18 protein-coding genes are annotated in these 23,503 nt (G+C 47.8%); 12 read left to right on the top strand and 6 right to left on the bottom strand.

Going from position 1 to position 23,503, the window contains the following annotated elements; all coding sequences use genetic code 11:
- The first annotated feature begins 6 nt into the window (after nt 1–6).
- Complete coding sequence (locus JXQ28_08980) at nt 7–2,553, top strand: T9SS type A sorting domain-containing protein (GenBank protein ID MBN2277865.1); 2,547 nt, start codon at nt 7–9, stop codon at nt 2,551–2,553.
- A gap of 74 nt (nt 2,554–2,627) precedes the next feature.
- Here JXQ28_08980 and JXQ28_08975 read toward each other — a convergent pair whose 3' ends face one another.
- From JXQ28_08975 to JXQ28_08965, 3 genes are all read right to left on the bottom strand, one after another.
- On the bottom strand, nt 2,628–5,123 hold the full coding sequence (locus JXQ28_08975) for a S9 family peptidase (GenBank protein ID MBN2277864.1): 2,496 nt from the start codon (nt 5,121–5,123) through the stop codon (nt 2,628–2,630).
- A gap of 98 nt (nt 5,124–5,221) precedes the next feature.
- Nucleotides 5,222–7,906, bottom strand: coding sequence for a PAS domain S-box protein (locus JXQ28_08970; protein ID MBN2277863.1), 2,685 nt, complete (start codon nt 7,904–7,906; stop codon nt 5,222–5,224).
- Nucleotides 7,907–8,085: 179 nt separating this feature from the next.
- On the bottom strand, nt 8,086–8,460 hold the full coding sequence (locus tag JXQ28_08965; GenBank protein ID MBN2277862.1) for a hypothetical protein: 375 nt from the start codon (nt 8,458–8,460) through the stop codon (nt 8,086–8,088).
- A gap of 158 nt (nt 8,461–8,618) precedes the next feature.
- Between JXQ28_08965 and JXQ28_08960 the strand changes: the two genes are divergently transcribed.
- Together JXQ28_08960 and JXQ28_08955 are read left to right on the top strand one after the other, a co-directional pair.
- Nucleotides 8,619–9,179 (top strand): sigma-70 family RNA polymerase sigma factor, encoded by a 561-nt coding sequence (locus JXQ28_08960; protein ID MBN2277861.1) that lies wholly within the window; start codon nt 8,619–8,621, stop codon nt 9,177–9,179.
- 3 nt (nt 9,180–9,182) lie between these two features.
- Nucleotides 9,183–9,695: a hypothetical protein gene (locus JXQ28_08955; GenBank protein ID MBN2277860.1), complete on the top strand. Its 513-nt coding sequence runs from the start codon at nt 9,183–9,185 to the stop codon at nt 9,693–9,695.
- Between the two features lie 18 nt (nt 9,696–9,713).
- Here JXQ28_08955 and JXQ28_08950 read toward each other — a convergent pair whose 3' ends face one another.
- From JXQ28_08950 to JXQ28_08940, 3 genes are all read right to left on the bottom strand, one after another.
- Complete coding sequence (locus JXQ28_08950) at nt 9,714–10,460, bottom strand: hypothetical protein (GenBank protein ID MBN2277859.1); 747 nt, start codon at nt 10,458–10,460, stop codon at nt 9,714–9,716.
- A 202-nt stretch (nt 10,461–10,662) separates the two neighbouring features.
- Nucleotides 10,663–11,583 carry an N-acetylmuramic acid 6-phosphate etherase gene (gene murQ / locus JXQ28_08945; protein MBN2277858.1) on the bottom strand — a complete coding sequence of 307 codons (921 nt, stop codon included), beginning with the start codon at nt 11,581–11,583 and terminating at the stop codon, nt 10,663–10,665.
- 50 nt (nt 11,584–11,633) lie between these two features.
- Complete coding sequence (locus JXQ28_08940; GenBank protein ID MBN2277857.1) at nt 11,634–12,407, bottom strand: hypothetical protein; 774 nt, start codon at nt 12,405–12,407, stop codon at nt 11,634–11,636.
- A gap of 351 nt (nt 12,408–12,758) precedes the next feature.
- On the opposite strand from JXQ28_08940, the gene JXQ28_08935 reads away from it, so the two are divergent.
- From JXQ28_08935 to JXQ28_08895, 9 genes are all read left to right on the top strand, one after another.
- The gene (locus JXQ28_08935; GenBank protein ID MBN2277856.1) at nt 12,759–13,346 is read left to right on the top strand and encodes a sigma-70 family RNA polymerase sigma factor; all 588 of its coding nucleotides are present in this window, start codon (nt 12,759–12,761) and stop codon (nt 13,344–13,346) included.
- Nucleotides 13,343–14,119: a zf-HC2 domain-containing protein gene (locus JXQ28_08930; protein MBN2277855.1), complete on the top strand. Its 777-nt coding sequence runs from the start codon at nt 13,343–13,345 to the stop codon at nt 14,117–14,119. Before JXQ28_08935 ends, JXQ28_08930 begins: the two co-directional genes overlap by 4 nt.
- 66 nt (nt 14,120–14,185) lie before the next feature.
- Complete coding sequence (locus JXQ28_08925) at nt 14,186–15,196, top strand: tetratricopeptide repeat protein (GenBank protein MBN2277854.1); 1,011 nt, start codon at nt 14,186–14,188, stop codon at nt 15,194–15,196.
- Nucleotides 15,193–16,197: a hypothetical protein gene (locus JXQ28_08920; GenBank protein MBN2277853.1), complete on the top strand. Its 1,005-nt coding sequence runs from the start codon at nt 15,193–15,195 to the stop codon at nt 16,195–16,197. Before JXQ28_08925 ends, JXQ28_08920 begins: the two co-directional genes overlap by 4 nt.
- A gap of 124 nt (nt 16,198–16,321) precedes the next feature.
- Nucleotides 16,322–17,302: a selenide, water dikinase SelD gene (gene selD, locus JXQ28_08915; protein MBN2277852.1), complete on the top strand. Its 981-nt coding sequence runs from the start codon at nt 16,322–16,324 to the stop codon at nt 17,300–17,302.
- 79 nt (nt 17,303–17,381) lie between these two features.
- Complete coding sequence (locus tag JXQ28_08910; protein ID MBN2277851.1) at nt 17,382–19,478, top strand: hypothetical protein; 2,097 nt, start codon at nt 17,382–17,384, stop codon at nt 19,476–19,478.
- Nucleotides 19,479–19,571: 93 nt separating this feature from the next.
- A complete protein-coding gene (locus JXQ28_08905) occupies nt 19,572–21,626 on the top strand; it encodes a hypothetical protein (GenBank protein MBN2277850.1) in 2,055 nt (684 codons plus the stop codon).
- 204 nt (nt 21,627–21,830) lie between these two features.
- Complete coding sequence (locus tag JXQ28_08900) at nt 21,831–22,079, top strand: hypothetical protein (GenBank protein MBN2277849.1); 249 nt, start codon at nt 21,831–21,833, stop codon at nt 22,077–22,079.
- Nucleotides 22,080–22,335: 256 nt separating this feature from the next.
- The gene (locus JXQ28_08895; GenBank protein ID MBN2277848.1) at nt 22,336–23,436 is read left to right on the top strand and encodes a hypothetical protein; all 1,101 of its coding nucleotides are present in this window, start codon (nt 22,336–22,338) and stop codon (nt 23,434–23,436) included.
- Nucleotides 23,437–23,503: the final 67 nt, after the last annotated feature.

The raw sequence follows: 23,503 nt of genomic DNA, 5'->3' as shown, positions 1-23,503 counted from the left end.
TCGAAAATGCGTTTTATTATTCTGACAATAATGATTTGCTGTATTGCCGTGAGTCTGGTTGCGGCACCGCCGGTGAATATGCGAGGGGAATACCGCACGATGAAACCGGCTTTGACGGATAAGGCGGTGTTTTTCGATGCCAATCAACTTCTCATGTTCGTGGGTAACACCGGGTCGATAGCCATGGATCGAGATCAGTTATTTGGTCGCTATGAGGGTTTCTACTACCCGTTTTCTGGGGACACCTCGCAAATCACCGACGGGAGTCTGAATAAAGTCGTGATGTATGCGGCCGGGTTAATTCTGTGCGGTAAGGTTAATGGCGAAATAAGAACCGCGGTAGCGGCCTATGAGTATCCTGAATTCGTTCCGGGACCGATGAGCGGCGGGACGTTTATACCGGATGAGGAGTCATTCCGGGTGTACCAAATCGATTCCGAATCCAGTCCGGGCGATTACGATTATGACCATTGGCCAGCTGATCAGGGAGCGCCGGTGGATGCCGATGGCAAATCGTTGCTTCTCGGCGACCAGACTCTCTGGGCGGTTTATAATGACGCCGATCCGGCCGGCCATGATAATTATTACGGCGGCGGAACCCTGCCGCTCGGGATAGAAATCCGCCAGACGGTCTGGGGGTCGGATAATCCGGATGAAGAAAATATCCTTTATTTAAAATATCGGCTGGATAACCGGGGCGATCATCCGATCGACAGTTTCTATATTGTTTTCTGGGGAGATCCCGATCTGGGGGGGGCCAACGATGACCGGATCGGATGCGATACGGGGCATAATATGTTTTACTGCTACAACGGTGCCGATTATGATCTGTACTATGGTGATATTCCTCCGGCCTGGGGAGGGAAAGTGGTTTCCGGCCCGGTGGTTTCCTCGCCCGGTGATACGGCCGTATTCGACGGCAATCCATTACCGGATTACAAAAATATCGGGATGACTTCGTTCACCGGATATATCAATGGAACCGAACCGGATGAACCGCAGGAGCTGTTTCTTTATGCACGGGGGCGGGATGGTTATAATGATACCCCATTAATTAACCCGGAAACTGGAGACACAACGGTATTTATGGCGCCCGGTAATCCTCTCCGAAACCAGGGCTGGACCGATAAATTTTCCGCGGATAAGAGAATTCTGGTCGGTTTCGGACCGTTGACATTCAATCCCGGCGACAGTCAGCAGGTGGCGATTAAAATCGGTGTTTATGCCGAACGCGACCGTCTGTTTTCGCTATCAGTATTAAGACATTTACTCGATTCCACCATTGCTATTGATTCAGTGATAGATACGGTAACCTATATTCCGGCCGATTCGGTCAGGTTGGTGATACTCGATTACGGACTGGAGGCGGTTCGATTTTCACCTCTCAAAGAGCGCTGGTTAACCGGATATGATTGGGGCGGGGACTATTTTTACGGGGGAGCCGATTATGGCTCGGAGTTTTTCGGAAGTAGTATCAATCCGACCGCAAATCCAAAATCGTTCAGTTCGGTTGAAATCCGTTTTTCCTGGAGCAACTGCCAGCAGGCCTACCGTTATGAGAGAACCGGTTATCCCGCGAGTCCTTATCCCTGCCGCGGCTACTGGACCGTTCCATTCACCGTCTGGGATATCGACAACAGCCGTCAGCTCAACGCCGCCTTTGTCGAGGATCCTTTTTCGAATGTGTACGACATGATCTGGGACCCTGATTCCCTGATTAACCAGGGCGGCAATGAAATTATTTTCATTTTCAGTTCCGATTATCACGGTTTATATGCATCACATGACGGGCCCATCGATTATACAACAATGGATCTTCTCAATAACGCCGATTCACTGGATGTGATGTTTATGCTCTGGCCGGCCATGCTCGACGGCAGTGATATCAACTCACTGGATGATGGTCAGAAGTTGAGTTTTACGGGACAATTCATCAATCCGTCCGGTTTCCTCGATACGCTTTATTTTCGGGAACGAAATATGGGGGAAAGCGATGAACAGGGTTTCACGGTTCAGAGTTTTTCGGACGGTCCGAATATCATCGCGCTGCAAACAAGCGATCCGGCGGCCTTTGTGATTTCCAGCCCTCTTCTCAGGTTTACGGAGCACATTAATCAGCGGACTTCGGTGGTCTTTCGACCTTATCGGCCGGGGTTGTACGATGAGCGAATGTATGTAATAGATTCGGCCAGCGGGGAACTCCTGCATACTATAATATTATCAGCCTCCAGTCCGAATCCAACCGCTGTGGATGAACCCGATGGATTATTGCCGGGGGAATATTTCCTGGCGCCCAATTTCCCCAATCCTTTTAATCCTTCGACCGAAGTCTTCTATTTTCTGGCCCGGCGCTCACAGGTAGAAATAACGATATATAATCTTCTTGGCCAAAGGGTAAAGACCCTGATTAACGGAGATCAATCGGCCGGGGAGCACGCCATCATATGGGACGGGATGAATGAGCACGGAGAGCATGTGGCCAGTGGGATATATTTCTGTCGTTTCATGGCCGGAGATTTCGTGCAGACCAGGAAAATGGTTCTGGTGAAGTAGGTCATTGTTGACAATGGTACAATTAAAAAGGCCGCCCGATACCATGACGGCCTTTTATTTTTGCCAGGGATTGTTTATTCAGGTTTCATTAAAACCGTATCGCGGGGTGAAGCATTTTTGACATATGTTTCCAGCCAGCGGTCGGTTTCCCACAGAACATGCATAATCGATTCCCGCGCCTGATAACTGTGGCTTTCATGCGGTAACATCACCAACCGGGTAATCGCTCCGTGACCTTTGAGGGCGTTGTAAAACCGTTCACTTTGCATCGGAAAGGTTCCGGGGTTGTTGTCCGCCTCACCATGTATTATCAGGATCGGTTCATTGATGGAATCGACGTGCATGAAAGGCGACATTTCATAATAAATATCCGGCGCTTCCCAGAGAGTCCGATCCTCATTTTGAAAACCGAATGGAGTCAGGGTCCGGTTGTAAGCTCCGGTCCGGGCGATCCCGGCCCGGAAAATATCCGAATGGGCCAGCAAATTAGCGGCCATGAAGGCTCCGTATGAATGCCCGCCTATGGCTACCCGATCGGGATCGGTGACACCGCGTCGGACCAGTTCCTTGACCGCGGCCCGGGCATTGTCAACCAGTTGTTCGATGAAGGTATCGTTGGGTTCCTCATCGCCCTCACCGACAATCGGCATACTGGCCCGGTCGAGGACGGCGTAACCGCGCATAACCCAGGGAATCGGTGACCACCAGCCAATACGGGCGAATTGATAAGGGGAATCGGTTACCTGTCCCGCGGCATCGAGGCTCTTAAATTCACGCGGATAGGCCCAGATATAGGTCGGCAGAGGACCCTGTTCAGATGTATAACCGGGGGGAAGATAGAGAGTGCCGGTCAGATCAAGGCTGTCGGCCCTGCGGTACCGGATCAACTCCTTTTTCACTTCATTCATCTGTGGGTAGGGATGAGGGAAATGGGTTATCGGGATCAGTTTGTTTTTGTTCAGTTCCCGGATAAAATAATTGTGAGGTTCGCTTAGCGATTCCCGCCGGGTAAGGATGATATTGTCTTTTACATCCAGAATCCGAACGACTTCCTCATAATAAGGTGCCTCGGATTGCCACAGGCGGGCAGTTTTATGGGTTTCAAGATTGAAGAGGTCAAGGAAAGGCCGGTTACCTTCAGAGGAGGCTCCCTCGCCGATAAGAAAAATCGCCCTTCGGTCCTTATCCAGCAGGAGTAGCGGTTGTCCCTGTTCGTTAATATATTCCACCGGTGAGCCGGGATGATTGTACCGGTCTTCCCATGAGTAGTCCAGAATAATTTCCGGCTCGACCCGCATATCATCAGGAGCAAAGGCCCATTTCCGGATGCGACGCGTTGGCCACCACCACTCCGATACTATAGCCAGACGGTCGCCTTGCCACAGGATGTTATCGTACCTGAAATTAAGAGCGAAAAGAGGAATGGGATTACCCCTGAAAGGTGCTTTGAGAGTATAAATCTGGTCTCTTACCTCGCTTTCAAGGCGCGGATCACCCTTATCAAGGGCCTCGACCCAGCACAGGATGGCGTCGGCATCGGCCCGCCATTCGAATTGACGCGGTCCGGTGCGAACCGCTCCGGTGACGGTTGGAATTTCCTCAGCCAGCGGCTGGTCCGTAATCAGGCGGACGAAATCGCCGGTATTTCTCCAGATTTCGATACGATGGGGAAAGTTATTAATCTGTACGAGATAGGAGAAAGGCCGTTGGATTGTTTCCACCAGCAAATACTGGCCATCGGGCGAGATTTTATAAGAAGATATGATACCGGGGGGGCCGATATTTTCCCGATTGCTGTCAATTTCTATCCGAACCAGTTGACCGGTCAGATAATATTCCAACAGAGATTCATCGTGAGGATTTGTCAGGAGATCGGCATAAGTCGCGGCCGGAGCGATTTGTCCGAGATTCTCCTGAATAACCGGACCGGCAGGGATCGCCGGTTTCTCAGGAGGAGTGCCTCGATCGGGAAGAAGGATTTTGCAGATAAGAGCTTTGCTGTCGGGAGTCCATTCGATTGTTTTGCCATAGGCATCATTGAGTAATATATCTGCCAGGCGTCTGGCCCCGGGTTTATCGATATTATCGATTAGCCATAGTTCCACTCCGTTTGTCCCCAAAACGGTAAAAGCCAGTTTCCTGCTGTCCGGCGACCATTTAATATTGGATATTCTGGGGTTTTCAGGTAGACCGATGACCTTGGTTTCTTCATTGTCGGACCATTCTTTCAGCGATAGGCCGGTGAAGTAGGTTTGTCGCCCGGGGCTGTTAAACTGAGGATCAATACGAACCCCGGCCAGTCTCAGTTCCGGTCGTGCCACCTCATCAATTGGCGGGAAACCCGGTCGATCCATCAATAGCAGCCACCGGCTATCGGGGCTTACGGATATAAGGGGAGTCGGCGGCGCATCGATGATATCGGCTATTACCTGCGGCGGTGACTGGTATGTTTGTTCCGCCGGATTCATACCGGGAGCCGACTCAATGCCAAACAGGATCAATATCGCAACTAATCCTGCGGCAAGAGTGCGTTTTGAAATATGGGCATATATGGGACCTATTGAAGCCATCTTTTCCTCCGAGGCAGAAATTGACAAAAGGAATAGATAATAATGAAAAGAGAAAAGGTCAAGAACGGCCTGGAATATTAATTAATGAAGGCGGCAGATTACCCAGAAATAGCGGCTGGTTGCCGATTCAGTTCCTCTCTGATGGCCCGACCCAGTTGATTGATAGTATAAGGTTTCTTGATATATTGACCGGCGCCCAGTTCCAGGGTTTTATTGACCCGGTCGGTGGCTGAGAAACCGCTTACAATAACCGCTTTCTGTCCGGGATACATATTTAAAATTCCGCGATAGGTGTCGAGGCCGTCAAACCCTTTCTCCATAATCATATCAAGAACAATAAGGTCAAAGGATTTTTCCCGGAGGATTTCAAGAGCATTGTGACCATTGAAGGCGGTTTCGACCTGATAACCGAGGTTACTTAGGATTTCGGTGGCGATTTCCCTTTGTTCCGCGGCATCATCAATAATCAGAATATTTTCTTTTCCCCGGTAATCGCCGCATTGTTCGGTTTTGGTGACCAGACTCTGTTTACAGGCGGGAAAATAGAGAATGAATTCCGTTCCATGATTGATCCGGGAATTTATATCATAATAGCCTTTGTGATCCTGGAGAATTCCATAAACCACTGATAATCCAAGGCCGGAGCCACTGCTTCCCATCTCCTTTTTGGAATAGTAGGGCTCGAAGATGTGTTTTAAATACTTTTCATCGATACCAATCCCGGTATCCTTTATTTTAAGGATAATATAATCACCTTTGCTGATATTACCGAAACCACTGCCTAATTTTTCCAGGTAAGCTTCCGAGGATTCAATCGTCAACCGGCCGCCCTGCGGCATGGCATCGTAAGCATTTATGACCAGATTCATGATGATTTTTAACAGATGCGGAGCCGAACCCATGATTCGATCAATAGCCGGATCGAGTTTTTCTATCAACTCCACATCGGGAATGTTATTTTTCAGCTCCGTAAAACTGACCGATGACAGGTAGGCTTCTACAACCTCATTGAGATCGGTCGGGATCATTTCATAACGACCGCGACGGGCGAGGGTGAGAAGATCCTGAATGACTTCGGCGGCATCGCGGGCGCATTTACCCATCATGGTCAATTGCCTGCGGGCTGGAGAATCCTCGGGGAGTTTCATTAGAATCATTTCCGGATAAGCCACCAGCGGTCCCAGGATGTTGTTGAGATCATGGGCCACGCCGCCGGCCAGGACTCCCAATGATTCCATGCGGCGCGAACGCTCGAGTTGTTCATGCAATCGGGCTTTTTCTTTTTCGGCGCTGATGCGATCGGTTATGTCGGAGAATATACCGATTGACCCGATGATAACGCCCCTGGTATCATAATAGGGGGTGGCGGATATCTGCAAATGGCGCAAGGTGCTGTTTTTGTGCCTTATGGTTACTTCAATCCTGGCAATCCGACCCTCCCGGCACTGGCGGATACTATCGGCTATGATTTTCATATCGTCATCAATGACTACCTGTCGAACGTTCATGCCCATTATTTCTTCGCGGGAATAACCAAAGATTTCACAGGCAGCCAAATTAACAAACAGGAAGTTTTCATTATGGTCAATAATGCACATGCCTTCCGAGATATTTTCGACCAGGTCGCGATATTTTTTCTCTGAACGAAGAATCATAAGTTCCGACCGGCGCCGTTCGGTGATATCCCGGACAATGGCCCACATTCCCGAAGGGACACCATTCTCGCTACGGATTAAGTAGGTTCTGAGTTCGACCGGGAAAGTGGTTCCGTTTTTTCTGATGTATTCTTTTTCATAAGTATCGGAATATCCGCGCCTGAGAACCTGATCATTCAAGATGACTTCCTCAATCGGGTGCCATTTGGACGGAGTGATATCGCGATAGGTTAAGGCCATGATTTCTTCCGGACCGTAACCGAGCATTTTCCGAAAGGTGGTGTTGCATTCCACAATGCGACCGTCCATATCGACTTCAGCCGATCCTTCACGCATGTTCTCATAAAGCTCCCGATATTTTTTCTCAGAAAGTCTCAGAGCTTCTTCGAATTTTTTGCGCTCGGTGATGTTGATAATCACCCCCTCGATATATCCCTTTTCCGGATATATCCGTCCGGACATCAAGACATCCACCTGACTGCCATCCCGGATTGTCAGGCGCGTTTCGAAACTGGAGATTTCGCCCTTCTCCAACAACTGCCGGAGAAATCGTTCGCGTTCCTCAGGAGTGTAAAACAGGGTTCCCTTGATTTTGCCAATGACTTCTTCTTCGCTATCGTAACCGAGTGCCCTGACAGCCGCCGGGTTCAGTTTCAGCAGGGTTCCATCATCGATTCGTGATCTCCAGAATCCGACCAGGGCGCTGTTGTAGATATTACGATAGCTTTCTTCTCTTTTGGCCAGTTCCAGTTCCGCATTTTTCTGGGCGGTGATATCATAGGTCAATTCAACGGCACCAATGATGTTATTATGATCGTCGCGAAGAGGATGGGAACGGATCAACCAGTATCGCTCATCGGGAGATTTTATTTCGGCCGTTTGGGAGATACCGGTTTCAATACCCTTGACTACCGGGCAGCCAATGCAGGGTTCATCGCGGCCCTGCCAGATCTCATAACAGTGGCGGCCGATTAATCCATCGCGGGTAGCGTTGACCGATTCATAAGCGGCTTTATTCAGCCAGATGATTTCGTGATTCAGGTCATGAATTACAGCGTGTTCGGCAATGTGATCGAGAATGGAATCCGTCGCATAAAAAGGTGGAAGCGGATGGCCATTTTTTCCCATTTTATCTGTGTCAGGTCTATCTGGATGCATGATCAAAAAAGATAAAACGAATTTATAGTAGCCTTATCGTCATTATCCGCCATAACTGAAGGCCGACGGGCAAAAATACGCAATATATGAAAATCCCGGGGTGTGGCTTTCGCCCCGGGAATAGGCAGCTGTATGAATTTCGGTCAAAATCAGGACTGATCTGGTGCACTTTCGTTAGTGGCGGTTCTGATCTTCCCGCTCCCGATAAAATAATAAACCAGTAATCCGGCCCCGGCGGCAATCAGAAGAACGCCGAAAGCTACTTCGTCAGGAATATCGGGGATAATCCGGATTATAATGGCCGCCAGACCAACCAGGATAAAAACCAGTCCCCATTTAAGGGACGATGAAACGGTTCCCCCTGAGCCGGTATTGAGAATAAAACGGGTATCTTTGCCGATCATGTCTTTTTCGATAAGTCGTTTTCTGATATTATATTCCAGAACTATTTTGACTATGAAATAGATGGTCGGGAAGATTACAAAAACCGGCGATAAGTCTATTAGTCTACTGAGTGGATCCATAACTTACTCCTGATTTATATGGGTTATCATTTTGTTTTTCATCACATTACATTCTTTATTTGAATAGACCGGATTTCATTAAAAAGGTTGCAGAAAGAAAATCGGGAATTACGGCAACATTTTATTTCCCATAATAGTCTATTTATATAGAGTAAAATGTGGTTGAGAAAAATGGCATAATTGACAGAATTCTGGCCGGTGAAACCGCAGTCTTCGAACAATTGGTGACTGATTACCAGCGGTTGGTCAATCATGTGGTTTTCAGGATGATCCCGGATGATCATGATCGGCCGGATATTTGTCAGGATATATTTATGAGAGTTTATAGGAATCTGGGCAATTTTCGCGCTGATGCCCGGCTTTCCACATGGATCGCCCGGATTGCCTATAATCGATGTCTCGATTATCTGGGGCGGAAAAAAATATCTGTGACTGCCGAACCGCTTGAAGAAGCCGCCCGATTTATTGCCGGTAATGAACCGCGACCCGATGAACAGGCCGTCGGACAAAATCGCCGGGAGGTATTGGAACAGGCTATCGGTCAGTTGCCGGTTCAATACCGGATGATAATAACGCTGTATCATCTTGATGAAATGAGTTATGAAGAGATAGGGAAAATCATGAAACTTCCCATAGGGACGGTTAAGAGTTACCTGTTTCGGGCCCGCCGGCAGTTGAAAGAGACTCTCGAGGCCCGCTATTTGCGAGAGGAGCTTTAGCCAATGATGCATTTGAATGACATTGACATTCAAGAGTATCTTGATGGCCATGCTGGTTCCAGAACCGCCGGGATCGAAAACCATCTTAAAGAATGTACGCGATGCCGAGAAGAACTGGAGCAATATAAAACCCTGGTTTCGGATTTACAGATTGATATGATTGCGTCTCTTCCGGCTGATTTTGCCGCGAGTACTGCCGCGGCAATAGGGGAAATGAAAAAAGCAAAGGCCCGGTCCAGACCATGGTCCTGGATTCTGGGATCGACCGGAATTCTGGGTGCTCTGGCGACAGTCATATTCCTGGTTGATTTCGGGGCAATTTTTGAGGCTCTGATAAAATCCCTTACTCCGGAAAAGGCCAATATTGCTTTTCTTGGCGAATTGCGGGCTCTTCTGGAAAGCTCCGGGTTGAATCCGATATGGGTAATCTGGCTCGGGATAATATTGATTATCGTAAGCGCGCTCGATTATATTATCCGCAACAGCGGCCGGAAAACGACCACCATGATAATCTGACAGCGCTCCCTGCAATCGCTATTTGATGAACGTGTTCAATACGGTATTGAACTGGTCTAAAAAGAAAAGAGCATCATCGGAACCGATTTCGGTCAATTTTCGGGTGGCTTCACCCAGCCGATCATGCCCGGTTTTGTCCCCGGAAATTATTCCGGTAATGGCCAGGTACCCCTCGGCCATGAATTCGTATTCCTTTTCCCCGGCCCGGTGGGCCATTTCGCGTGATTTTTCGAAAGAGGCGGCGGCCTCATCATATTTTTGATTGGCCAGATATTGGGCGCCAACCATCCAGTAGGAATTGGACATTTTCAGATCATCATCGCCGAGTTCCGTGGCGAGACGGAGATTCAGTTTGGCCGCCTCAAGTCCTAACCGGCAATCTTCGCTGGAGATTATAATGCCGGGTTCGTTCCACCCCGGCCAGACACATGAAGCGAGGTTGAAGGCGATGACTTTGGCCTGATTCTTGAGGGCGACAGACCGGTTCGAATCCTGCGTCCTCAGGATTTCCGCCTGAGAAAGGCAATAGTGAATCCCGGCCTGCCCGAATGCCTTGACATGGTACAGGTTTTTGTCTTTCCAGTAGAAATCGTTGAGAAGATTGGAATAGTGCTCTCCCACCTGTTCCGGGTCACCCGGGGAATTAACATAATCAAAAGCCTTGTATAAATCCTGGCTTTCGAGCATATTCTTGACTGCCGCGAAGGTTTCGGCCCGTTTGGCTTCCGATATTTCTTCGCCCGATGTTGATTTTGCATTCGACATAACAATACCAATTACAAATAGAGTCAAAAGAATAATATTATAATAATGTCTCATTTTATCTCTCCCGTGTCAGGCCGCTGATTTTATTTAACATACGAAAGTTGCATTAAGATTTTGAAATATAATATCTGACGGATAAAAATGAACCTTAATATTCTGGATGATGCATATTGGGAAACACACCGAATTGTAACGTATGATTTTACCCGATCACTCGTTTCAGAAAACCGTCGGCGTCGCGGAGTCGCTGTTCGGCGGAGGATTTATCCAGATCGAGTTTCTTCATGACAATCGCCGTCTTAACCGATCCATCGGATTGTTTCAGCAGGCGGTCGGCCTCATCATAACCAATACCCAGAAACTCCATCAGCATTTTACGCGAGCGGGCGGCCAGTTTATCCGAAGTCGCCTTAAGATCGACCATCAGATTGCCATAAGTTTTGCCCAGAAGAATCATGGCTGTGGTGGTAATCAAATTAAGAGTCATCTTCTGGGCGGTGCCCGATTTCATGCGGGTGGACCCGGTTATAACCTCCGGGCCGACCGGCAGTTCAATCAGGATATCAGGTTTGATATCTGACTTTTCCACGTGATTACAAACGATAAAGGCGGTGGGACATCCAATCGAGGCGGCGTATTTCAATCCCGCGATAGTGTAGGGGGTCCGAACCGAGGCCGCCAGACCGATGACAAAATCATTTTTCGTGAGGTTCTTTTCCTTCAGATCGGCCACTGCCCATTCTTCATGATCCTCGGCCCCTTCTTTTGAAAGAACCAGGGTCTGATGACCGCCGGAAATCAATCCGACGACCCGGGAAGGATCAATCCCGAAAGTTGGCGGGCATTCGGCGGCATCGAGCACCCCCAGACGGCCGGAGGTTCCAGCCCCGAGATATATAATCCGTCCACCCTGTTTGAGTGTCATGGCCGCGGTATCGGCCGCTCGGGCGATTTCGGGCAGAGCTTTTTCCACCACCCCGGCGACTTTTTTATCCTCGTTGTTGATAAGACGGGTGATTTCCAGAGGAGAGAGAGTATCAATGGCGGCTGTACCGGGATTGGTTTTTTCAGTGCCCAATCGTGACAAATGGGCGATTAATTCCTTTTCATGCTTATCTTTCATGCCGGGAAATTAAGACAATTTATGAAAGTGGCGCAAAGGAAATTCCGGGCTTATTCAACAGCCACGCGAATGGAATCGCGGGGAGTGACAACGATCGAGCCGAAGCGGCCGACGAAATTCTCCCGGGTATAATTATCCTGAAAACCGCTTGGCAGGGAAGTCGGCAGGTTATATAGACTTCCCGGCGAACCACTGTAACTGTAAACATAGACATGATATAAACCGGTATCAATTTCATTGATACTGCCCGGCAACTGGAAGGCGTCGCGGGGGATGGTAACCGAGGTGACGCCGGTCGTAACGAATTCGTAATAGCCGGCGGCAATATACGCCGAATCTTCTATGATCACCCCGTAAGCATAGCCGGTGCTGTTAAGCGATATATTCCAAGACATCGGCACCGGGTTACCGCCATTGTTGATCCGGGTGTCGGGCAACTGCAAGTCTGTTATCTGAAAATCATTGGGAAGGGTGAATTGTATGGAATCCACAAATCGGGTTGAATCTTTGATTTTGAGATAGTAGCCGCCCGGCGATAGTGATGAGGCCGGGGATAATAATATTGAATAAACCGCGGTGGATGAGTCATACTCAAGGGTATCATCGCCCAGGGAAATTATGGCGGTTCCCAGAGGTTCACTGTCGAACTCCAAGTAGGCCGCCACAGAGATAGTATCATTGTCCAAATTTTTAACCAGGCCGCCCATTAGATAATAAGTATTTTCTCCGCCGTTATTTATATTACCGGCTGACCCGCCACAACCCCAGAGAACAAACGACACCGCCAGAAATTCGAATAATAATATGGTAATATTCTTCATCATAACTATTATACATAATCGGTTGATCGGCATATGGAATTAAGTATAAAATAGTATCTGCCGCTATGCCAGTAAAATATTTATTGGTCGGAATGGCATAAACCTGGGCCGAATCAATTCTCTTTTCCCTTGAAAAAAGTATGTTATTTTTGTAGATTTTCAGTAAATGGTTTGCTGATGTGCCCCAAAATCGCCAGATAAAAACAATTGTGGGTTTGGGCCGTAATGTTTACAAACAGCAATACTTCAACGGCCTGGGGGATAAGGATGGCAGGGAACAAAAGAAAGACAGAAAATGTTATATCTGACAAGAACAATGATTGTCCGGCCCTACGGAAGCAATAAGGAAAAATAATGAGCAGCCGGCAATCAGAGGTAGAAAGAAAACGGGCGCGGTTCGAAAATGAGGCTCTTATCCATGTGGATTCACTCAAACGAACGGCGCTGAGGATGACCAAAAATGAAGGTGACGCCGATGACCTGGTCCAGGAGACTTTTTTTAAGGCCTTTCGTTTTTGGGACAAGTTTCAGGAAGGATCGAATTGTCGCGCATGGCTGTTTAAGATAATGACCAACATTTTCATCAACAATTACCGGGCCAAAGCCTGGACCCCCCAGACAGTGGAACTGGAAGATGTTGATGATGATTTCCTGTTTGGCCAGCTTTCGGCACTGGGTCCGTCCGACAATCCTGAAAAGCATTTTTTCAATAAAGTTTTTGATGATGATGTCAAGCGAGCCATTGATGAATTACCCGAGGATTTCCGGCTGGTTGTGGTTCTCTCGTTTCTTGAGGGTTTCAGCTACCAGGAGATTGCCGAAATTGTCGGTCTTAATATCGGGACAGTCAAATCGCGGCTTCACCGGGGGCGGAAACTGCTTCAAAAATCACTATGGGAATATGCGGTAAAGAACGGTTTTGTTAAGGAATCGGCCAGATGAATTGCGAAGAAGCCCTGAAGAAATTATATGACATAATCGACAAGGAAGCCAGTCAGGTCGATATCGAACAGGTCCAGGAACATCTTAAAAACTGCCAGCATTGTATGTCACGATACCAGTTTGAAGAAATGTTCAAGGCCTTTGTTATCGAAAAGGCTCCATCTTCATCGAAAAACGAAAAGCTGAAAAGCAGTATCATGGAGCGGATCGAACGGACGGAAAAATCGCCCCGGTGGCGTTTTGGTAATCCTTTCCGATTCGGTGCCGTTCTGGCGGCCTCGGCGGCCGCCCTGGTGATATGTATCGTGGCCGCCTTTTCCCTGGCTGAAATTTATCGTCACAAAGTCTATACCTATCCTTTTGAAAAGGAGCATATGTCACGCCAGGAAGTCAGCAACATCAGCCAGGCTTCTTTCGGTGAACTGCTGTCGGCCCGAGAATACGTGACCAATGATGCTCATTATATGTCGGGAAGTGACGTCCCCGGTTTTGAACTGGTCCACGCCGGATTCGATGAAATCCTGGGTAATCGTTATGTTCATCTGCGATATACCGGGGGGGGGGGCGATATATCCCTTTTTATCGGCAAGGATGCCGATGTCAATCTTCCTGATTTCGAAAGAAAGGTAAAGGAAGGCACCGAGTATTTCCATCATGTTTGCCGGGAATGCCAGGTTATTTACTGGATCAGCGGTCAGGCCATCGCCATTGTCGTTACCGAGAATAAAGATCTTGACCTGACACAGTTTATACCGCCCGATGAATCGGTCTGACCGGACCCGTTCAATTAACCGACCTTTTTTATAGACTGAAGCCGATCGCAGGTGTATAATTACATCATGATCGGGAAATATATTTTCATTGTTTTTTTTATTCTCATAGCTGTGCCGAGCCGAATCCTCGCCGAGACTACCATTCATGACCCGGCGATAGCAAAAATTTCCGACGATATTTATATCAATAATTTCCGGGCGGCTATTGAAAGCAGCCAAAATATAATAGACCGGGAGCCGGGGAATCCGCTTGGCTATTTTCTTCTGGGCGCTATTTATCAGACGGTATCTGAAGAATATCGCAATGATTCATTCAAAGATGATATTGACAGCAATCTGGAAATGGCCATTGATCTGTGCGATAAACGTCTGGATAAGGATCCGGATAATGCCGGGTATTATTTTATTTCAGGAGCGGCGTACGGATATCTGGGGTTACATCGAGCCTTCCATGGCAACTGGTGGACGGCTTTTCGAGATGGATTAAAATGCAATTCCAATCTGAAAATAGCCCTTGAACTCGACAGCACCTTTTATGATGCCTACTGGGGGTTGGGCGCTTATTATTATTATCGAACCCTGAAAGCGAAGGATTTTATCTGGTTACCCTTTATCACCGATGACCGCGAAAAGGGAATGAGCATGATCCGGCGAGCCATCGATTCCGGTTTTCTGGCCAATGAACTGGCACGGCCATCGTTTTTGCGTATCTACACCTTCGAGAATCGTTATGACGAGGTAATTACCCTGGCCGATTCGCTCCTTGAAAGCGATCCGGATGATCCATATTATTTGCTGTATTATATCGAGGCTCTGCTGGCTCTGGGGAAAACTGATGAAGCTGAGGAAGCCATACTGGATTTGAAAGTAGCCTGGAAGGAATCATCATATTTCGACCCTGATGGGGCCCTGGAATCGGAACTGCTTTATGCCAGGCTGGCTTTGGCCAGAGGGGATGGGGATACTTTTAAAAAGATCATCGACTATCTTATTTCTCAGAAAAGCCGGGCTGACGAGAATGCCTACTTCGCCGAAACCTATAAGAAAGTCAAAGAAATCAAAGACAGGAATCGATGAATTGCGTTATCCTCATTTCTTTTCTGCTTCAATTATATGGCTTTTCCGGGGCAAATTCTCTGCCTGAATCACGAATCGAAATCATCAAAGCCGGCCAGAAAGCCTTGATGAATGGCAGCTGGAATGAGGCCCGGAAGTTATTCCGGGAACTGTATTATCGCGATACGACAGATCCGGTCGGGTATTTGATGAGGGCGGCGGCACTTCATGCGGAGATGATGGATCGCGAGGAAAACCTGTACGAGGATGAGTTTAAAAATCTGTGCGACAGTATCGGATTGAGCGCCGAGAAAAAAATGACCGCCTGCTCCTCCTCGGATTCGGCCCTGTATTTTCTTTGCCTCGGACACCGGTCCGCCTACCGTTCGCTTTGGGAAACACGATTCGGTTCAACAATATCTTCCATAAGTTATGGCATGAAAGCGCGCCGGAAATATCAGGCTGGTTTGAAATGCGATTCGACCCTTTATGATCTTTATCTCGGCCTCGGGTCATATCATTACTGGAAATCCGTCAAATCGGGAATCCTGAAGTTTACGGGACTTCTCAAAGATGAAAAAGAAAAAGGCATTCGGGAAGTCCGACTGGCCGCCGATTCGGCTCTTTTTTCGCGCGCAACCGCCCGTTCCTCGTTGATCTGGATTTTGATTAATGAAAGGCAGTATGATTCCGCGATTGACCTGTGCCGGGAGATGCTGGCGGAATATCCCGATGGCAATTCTTTCCTCTGGCCGTTGGCCGAGGGCTATTATAAGAGCGGAAATTACGATTCCTCGGCGGCCGTTTACGGGCGGTTGCTGGAACGCCTCCGAAGCCATCCGGGAAATTACTATAATGTAATCGAAGCGGCGTATTATCTCGGGCAGTCATATGATAAAAAGGGACAGGAGGACAACAATCCTCAATTGAGGCAGTACCTGAATTCGATTTATGATGATATCCCTTCCGCTATCAGGAGGAAACAAAAAAGCAAAATCAGGGTTCTTACAGGTCGGCATTGAAAAATAGAAAAGGCGATAATAACTGATAATAAATGGATACCATGAATATAATATGAACAATAACCGGGATGAGATTGAAATTAAACTGACCGGGGAAGTCTCCTGTGCGGGTTGAGCCTCGAAACTGGGGCCAAAGTTTTTGGCTGAAGTATTAAAAAGTCTTCCACCGGAAAGTAACCCGAATCTACTGGTCGGATATAATAAGGCCGATGATGCCGGGGTCTTTCGGATCTCGGAGAGTCAGGCGCTGGTTCAAACGGTGGATTTTTTCCCGCCGATCGTCGATGATCCGTATGTCTTCGGCCAGATTGCCGCCGCTAATGCCTTGTCGGATATTTATGCTATGGGGGGGACTCCCTTAACAGCTTTGAATATCGTCGGATTTCCGCCCAAAATGCCGGCATTCATTCTGACAGAAATCCTTCGCGGCGGCGCGGATAAGATTCATGAGGCCGGAGCCATTATTGTTGGCGGTCATTCAATTAAAGACAACGAACTCAAGTACGGGCTGGCCTGCACCGGAATCATAGATATCGATAAGATTATAAGCAATGCCGGGGCCAAACCGGGTGACTGCCTGCTTCTGACCAAACCGCTCGGAACCGGTATCATTACCACTGCTATCAAGAAAAAACTGGCCTCCGAAGCCGATACCGAGGCGGTTTCCTGCCAGATGGCGCAATTGAATAAGACCGCCTCAGAACTGATGAAGGAGTATGGCACCCGGGCCGCCACCGATGTAACCGGGTTCGGAATTCTGGGCCATGCTTTTGAGATGGCGGAAGCCTCAGAGGTTTCGATCGAAATCGATTATGCGTCATTACCGATCATTCCCGGTGCTGTCAAATACGCTGAGGCCGGGGCTCTGACCGGAGGGGCCAATGCCAACCGTGAATATCTTCAGGATAAGATAAATATTTCCCATCACCTGTCGCAGTCACAAAGAGATGTTCTGTTTGATGCCCAGACTTCGGGTGGGCTGTTGATCGCCCTTGATGACAATTCCTGTCAGCGACTTCTTCGGGACCCGCGGGCCGAAACGTTAAGTATTGCCCGGATTGGCCGAATTACAGAAAAAAACAGGATTACCATAACCGTGACATAGCGGCCAGAACGAACCATCCGGCCCGAAGCCGGCCATTTAACCGGAACAGGTCGAGTTCGCTCGACCGCCGGGATAAGTAATGGTCGGACTGAGTGACAATCGTCTCCGGAATATCACCTGGATTATAATCGGAATCATTATTATTGTGGGGTTGTACACCCGATTCTCGGCCCTGGATGCCGATCCGCCGCTGTATTTCGGCGGGCAGGGACAATCATTAATGACCGATGCGCATCATTATTCTTATTTTCCGCGCAACAAAGTCCTATTCGATCAGTGGGAGATGTTTGATACTTCCCGGTGGCGGGTGTTTGAGGTGACCCTGGTTTCCGGGTTAAGTTATATTGTTTTTTCCCTGTTTGGAATATCTCGTTTCACCGCCAATTTGCCGGGTTTGCTGTTATCTTTGCTCTCAATCCTGTTTTTTGTTCTGGCCCTGCGACGGATGGTTGATTTTCGGGGTATTTTTCTGGCCTTGTTTCTACTGGTTTTTAACCAGGTGCTGTACGTTTACGGGCGATTGCCATATACCGAAAACGGGCTGATTTTTCTGGCCTCGCTGATTTTCTTCGTTTTCGTTTATTATCGCGATAAATTATTCGGACAGATTATCCTGGGGATACTGGTGGCACTGGCGGCGCTGACCGGGAAAATTTTCGGCTATCTTCTTATTATTCCGGTGATAGCGGGCTTCCTGGTGGAATCCCGTGGTAACAAAACAACCGCTATTCTAACCGCGGTAGCTTCATGTCTGGCTTTATCGGCGGTCTGGGCCATTATTGTGTATGGAGGCAGTCTCAATCTCCTGCTTGGTTTTTATAAATCGCATACGGTCGGATTGCATGGATTCCCAGCCGCCTTCAAATCCCCCCTTACTTTTTTTGAAAAGCTGATCAGTTTCGGCAATGACTCGCGCTTTTATTACCGGGCTCCGGCTCTTGGTATCGCCGGATTCATTGCCTTTTTACTGATATTATGCGCCATATCACGGGATATTTTAAAAAACAATATTCCCCTGGTTTTCCTGATTGTCTGGTTTGTCGTCGGGCAGTTATTTTTCATGCCGCAGAATTATCGTCCGGTCAGATACATTTATATGTTATATTTTCCTTTGACCGGTCTGGTGGCCTATGTCTTCACCAGCAGCGCCATTTTGGCCGGTCGCCGCAATGGTGATCGAAGTTATCGTTATTATATTCTGATTTTTTTCCTTTTCTGGATATTTCTTGAGCAACTGGCCTTCAATATCCTGATTGAAAGAGTCTATACCAGCGTTTATCAGGATCTGGTCTGCTTGTCGGCGGCATTGGCGGCAATCCTGACCTATGTCGAGTATCGGACCGGGTTTATCGGATTTATTACGAGTCGTTATTTCAAAACGGCCGCGGTTGTTTTTATAATCATATTTACTCTCTGGAATTTTGGCTCCAATTATTATCAGCGGCAACACCAGATGTCGTTGAATATTAAAGAAGCCAGCCGGGATTTGGGGCAGATTCTGGATGAAAACGCAGTTGTCAGCGGTCCGATGGCGCCGACTCTGCTATTGGAAAATAATCTCAAGGGATTTATTTACGCGGTGGGAATCTCGGATTATGATCCCGATCTTTTCCGTAAAAACCCGGTGACACATTTCGCTTTCGATTTCAAAACCTCCGAGATGGTTATGGAAAAATATCCTGAACTTAAGGCCGCGGAACCGGTAACGGAATACTGGATCAATGACATGCTGATCATTGTCGTTCGTATAAGTGATTTAACCGGTAATGGAATTTCGGCGAACTATTATCCCACCGAATATGAACGGGGTCGAGAATATATATATAATCATCATTATGACAGCGCCCTTTACTACCTGGAGAAATTCGCAGTTTCGCATCCTGAAAATAAATCGGTTTTGCGGACGCTTGGGTCTCTTTATCCCCTGCTTGGGCAGACGGATAAGGGACTTGAAATCTTAAAGCGGGCCGCCCTGTTGTACCCGACCGATTTTTCCCTGGAAATGGACCTTGGAATCTACTACCAGACGCTGTATGTAGCCACCGGAGAAGCCTGGATGATGACCATGGCCAGGCAACATTATAAAAGAGTCCTGGAGATCAATCCTTACCATTGGGATGAAATCGATGCGGCCGCCAGGAAAATAACCAGTCGGGCGGGTCAAAACGGCAATTAATGCCCCATCTTATTTCTTGCCAACAGAATATTCTGCCATATCTTCATCTTACAAATGACTCCTTCCGCGAATTATAGCAATCCCGCCGGAATAATGCGATGGGTGCTAATTGTGGCCGTGGCCATGATTGGAATATATCTTCATGTGCATGATCTGGACAGTGATCCGCCGCTGTATTTCACCGGCCATGGCCAGTCATTATCAACCGACCCATATCATTATTCATATTTCGCCCGGAATAAAATACTCTTTGATCAGTGGGAAATTTTCGACAGTGCCCGGTGGCGGATGTTCGAAGTGACCCTGGTGTCGACCCTAAGTTATCTGGCTTTTTCGATCCTGGGGATATCACGATGGTCCGCCAATCTCCTCGGTTTGATTCTGTCGCTTTCGGCCATATTGGTTTTTCTCCTGGCTTTGCGCCGATGGCTTGATGCCAGAGGATTATTGCTGGTGATCGTTCTTCTACTATTCGACAAGGTTATTTATGTTTTCGGGCGGTTACCATATACCGAGAATGGGATGATTTTTATTCTTTGTCTGGCTTTCTATATTTTTCAGTACTACCGAGAATCTCTATCGGGGCGGATAATTCTTGGGATTCTTATCGCTCTGGCGGCCCTGGCCGGAAAAATACTGGCTCTGGTAGTAATATTTCCTGTGATTGTGTCTCTCTGGGTGCAACCGGGAGGACATAAAATCAAAGAAATCGGTCAGGTGATTCTGTCATGCGGACTGGTAATTATCCTCTGGGTGGTTTTTGTATATGGCGGAAATCCCAGCCGTTTGTTTGGATTCTATCAATCTCATATGGTTGGCCTTTATGGTTTTCCGGATGCTTTTCAATCCCCGAAGGCCCTGATCGAACGACTGATAAGTTTTGGGAATGATGCCCGATTTTATTTCCATGCTCCTGTTTTAGGTGGGGCGGTATTTTTATCAATTATGATCATTATTTATTCGGATTTTCGCAGAATACTTCGGGAACATGTCCCGCTTCTTTTCCTGATAATCTGGTTTGTCGCCGGCTGGTTGGTTTTTATGCCTGAAAATTACCGGCCGCTGAGATATATCTATATGCTCTATTTCCCGCTGGCCGGAATAGTCGGTTATGTCTATTCGCAAATCCAGCCGACTCCGTCCCAAACCCGATCCAGACCGGATTGGTTGAAAAGGCTGATTTTTATGATAATAATCTGGGTGGTTATTCAGCAAACCTGGTTTAATCTCTATCGCTATATAGAATTTGAATCAATATACCGTCGCCTGGTGTGGATCTCCGCTCCAATTGCGGTGGCGGTATCCCTGCTCGAATGGAAATTCCGGATTTTTCGATTTCTGGCTTTCAAGCGGCTGAAGGAATTTATCTTCTATGCCGCTATTATTCTGGTTCCGATAAACTTCTTTTTGCCCTTTATTAACTGGCAGAAACAGGAATCTTTCAATATCAAAGAAGCCGGCAATGATCTTGCCCAGATTGTGGGTGATAGGGCTGTAATTGCAGGGCCTATCGCCCCGACCCTGCTTCTGGAAAACCAATTAAAGGGGATTATCTACGCGGTCGGAATCAGCGATACCGATCCTGATTTCTGCCGTAATCTTCCGATTACGCATTTTGTTATTGATGCCGAGGCTTCTGGTGCGGTTATTCAAAAGTATCCCGAACTTGTTGCGGCACAGGAGATTGGCGCCTACTGGATCAGGGATACGAAAGTTGTGGTAGTCAGAGTGGCCGGTTTGACCGGGAATCCAGAGGCAGAGCAGTATCAACCAGGTGATTATGAGATCGGGCGAGATTTTATGGCCGTCGGTGTTTATGATAGTGCCCTGACTTTTATGGAACGATTTATCGCCCGGTATCCGAATAATAAATCAGCCCTGAAGATACTGACTGAATTATATCCGTTGTTTAATCAAGTTGACAAAGCCCTGGCCGCCGCCGAGAAGGCGGTTGGATTGTATCCGGATGATTTTTCGGTGTGGTTGATGCGGGCCGCGTTGTATCAAAAGCTCTATATTGCCACCGGGCAAACCGACTACCGGGATGTAGCCCGGAAGACATATCTTGAGGTGATCGCCAAGAATCCATACCAGGCTGATGAAGTCACATCCCTTGTCAATAAAATCGACAGCTATCGCGGGAAATAACCAGATTGGGGAAAAAACTTTATTCTTTCTCCGAAATCAACGCAACTTTGTTTACGACTTGCTTGTTATAATAATAAATTGATTGATAGTCCTCTCCGCGCGGAATCATCAGGATATCAACCAGGACTTATAGAAGTTTATAAAAGTTTTTAGTTGACATTGACTTATAAAAATCAATATCCTCTTTTAGAGAGGGCGGGTAGCATGGAAATAGGATTAATCTATTCAAAACAAAACGCTGATCACCAGAAGGCGGTGACATTTGTAAGGCGGGCAGTTGAGAATCTCGGTATTTCGGCTACCATTACAGAGCACGATCATCAAACCGCTTTTCCCCATCTGGTTGTAAACGGATTTGATCTGACCGGAATGCTCCAGAATCCGGCCAATTGTCGCGGAAAAGGAATTTCTTACGACCGGGTCGAAAAAATTATCGAACAGATCGCCTGGTAATTTTCCGTTCTATTGTTATAATGGCCGCCGTTTGCCGATATGGCAAGTCTTATGGTTTGGCGTGTGTCCCTGATGGGACGATCCGGGCCCGGATGTACCAACCGGTACGGTTAAATATTGCCCCGGCGATTAATGGTTGTGCGTTTAATTTGATGTCTGATAATGTCTTGGCATGGCAGGATAATTCCGGCATGGATTTTGAATAATATTTCCGTGAAAGAATGAATGTTCAATCATACTGAAAAGGAGTTATCCGATGATTCGTAACCTGTTAATCACTCTTATCGCAATCAGTTTGCTGACCATGATGGTCGGTTGCGGGGAGGAAAGGAATCTTTCATCCGGTGATGATACTCAGGATATAGCCGATGAATTCGGCGGATTTACCGCTACTGATGAGGCGGCGGCTTTTGGTGATCCGGCGCTGGCGGCAGAAATGACCGATGATGAGGATTTTGCCGATGAAATCCTGCTCTCTCCGGCGGTCGATTCAATTGTCAGCGATGAAGAAGTCGGTGCTTACGTTCTACGCCTGACCTGGGGTTCGTTAAATTATGATAGCACCGTTAATCAATTAACCGATTGGACCGGCTCCTTGACCATTTCCAGGGGAGCGGTCATCATCCGTAAAATTATCAGATTCGAACCCGGTCAGGATTATATCCTACCCCGGACTGAACCGACTCTGATCGAGTGGGTTTCACAGACTTCTACTCATTATGACGGCATTCTGGTCAACATTTATATTCCCCCGGTTGATACGTCCGACACCATTAATGCCGATACGCCGATAACCGTGTCGTTCGAAACCGAACCATTTTCCGTAACCTATAATATTACTGACCTGGCCTCACTTGATACGGTCTATTATCTGGATGATAATATCAACGCCGTCGCTGTTCGGGGTCATAAACTGGAGCCGATGGGATGCCCGAGAGGTTTTCTGGAGGGGCGCTGGGGTCACGATTCCACCGGGACGGCCATCTTTTACGGACGCTGGCTGGCCGCCAACGGTTATCTGGCCGGTCATGTTAAAGGTTACTGGGGTGTCGATGCCGACAGCGAATGGGTCAATGTTTTCTATGGCAAGTATATCGATGTTTTCGGTCATTTCGAAGGTTTGATCAAGGGCGTGTATATTCCCAATCCGGGACAGGGTAATGGTCCATCGAAAGACCGGTTTGGCGGCAAATTCTACGGGCATATTTACGATGCCAACGGCAGTGCTATCGGGGATTTGCGGGGACATTACGGGCTTCCACGAGAGAACAGTGATACCGGGATGGGCTTTTTCGCCGGTCGCTGGAAAACATACTGCAACAGCGCTGTGGCAGTCGATGACGGCTTTGATGAATAGAACAAGGCACATCTCTCTTTAATGTGGTTATTGCATAGATGAAAAGCCGGGTTATCTTACCCGGCTT

Source organism: Candidatus Zixiibacteriota bacterium (genome assembly GCA_016933955.1).
Classification (GTDB): Bacteria; Zixibacteria; MSB-5A5; order GN15; family PGXB01; genus JAFGTT01.
This window is presented reverse-complemented; position numbering and strand designations above follow the sequence as displayed.

Bases quoted from the DNA above. Each gene is read 5' to 3' on its own strand.
- JXQ28_08980 (MBN2277865.1), top strand. From the start codon at position 7: ATGCGTTTTATTATTCTGACAATAATGATTTGCTGTATTGCCGTGAGT.
- JXQ28_08975 (MBN2277864.1), bottom strand. From the start codon at position 5,123: ATGGCTTCAATAGGTCCCATATATGCCCATATTTCAAAACGCACTCTT.
- JXQ28_08970 (MBN2277863.1), bottom strand. From the start codon at position 7,906: ATGGGAAAAAATGGCCATCCGCTTCCACCTTTTTATGCGACGGATTCC.
- JXQ28_08965 (MBN2277862.1), bottom strand. From the start codon at position 8,460: ATGGATCCACTCAGTAGACTAATAGACTTATCGCCGGTTTTTGTAATC.
- JXQ28_08955 (MBN2277860.1), top strand. From the start codon at position 9,183: ATGATGCATTTGAATGACATTGACATTCAAGAGTATCTTGATGGCCAT.
- JXQ28_08950 (MBN2277859.1), bottom strand. From the start codon at position 10,460: ATGTCGAATGCAAAATCAACATCGGGCGAAGAAATATCGGAAGCCAAA.
- murQ (MBN2277858.1), bottom strand. From the start codon at position 11,583: ATGAAAGATAAGCATGAAAAGGAATTAATCGCCCATTTGTCACGATTG.
- JXQ28_08940 (MBN2277857.1), bottom strand. From the start codon at position 12,407: ATGATGAAGAATATTACCATATTATTATTCGAATTTCTGGCGGTGTCG.
- JXQ28_08935 (MBN2277856.1), top strand. From the start codon at position 12,759: ATGAGCAGCCGGCAATCAGAGGTAGAAAGAAAACGGGCGCGGTTCGAA.
- JXQ28_08930 (MBN2277855.1), top strand. From the start codon at position 13,343: ATGAATTGCGAAGAAGCCCTGAAGAAATTATATGACATAATCGACAAG.
- JXQ28_08925 (MBN2277854.1), top strand. From the start codon at position 14,186: ATGATCGGGAAATATATTTTCATTGTTTTTTTTATTCTCATAGCTGTG.
- JXQ28_08920 (MBN2277853.1), top strand. From the start codon at position 15,193: ATGAATTGCGTTATCCTCATTTCTTTTCTGCTTCAATTATATGGCTTT.
- JXQ28_08910 (MBN2277851.1), top strand. From the start codon at position 17,382: ATGGTCGGACTGAGTGACAATCGTCTCCGGAATATCACCTGGATTATA.
- JXQ28_08905 (MBN2277850.1), top strand. From the start codon at position 19,572: ATGCGATGGGTGCTAATTGTGGCCGTGGCCATGATTGGAATATATCTT.
- JXQ28_08900 (MBN2277849.1), top strand. From the start codon at position 21,831: ATGGAAATAGGATTAATCTATTCAAAACAAAACGCTGATCACCAGAAG.
- JXQ28_08895 (MBN2277848.1), top strand. From the start codon at position 22,336: ATGATTCGTAACCTGTTAATCACTCTTATCGCAATCAGTTTGCTGACC.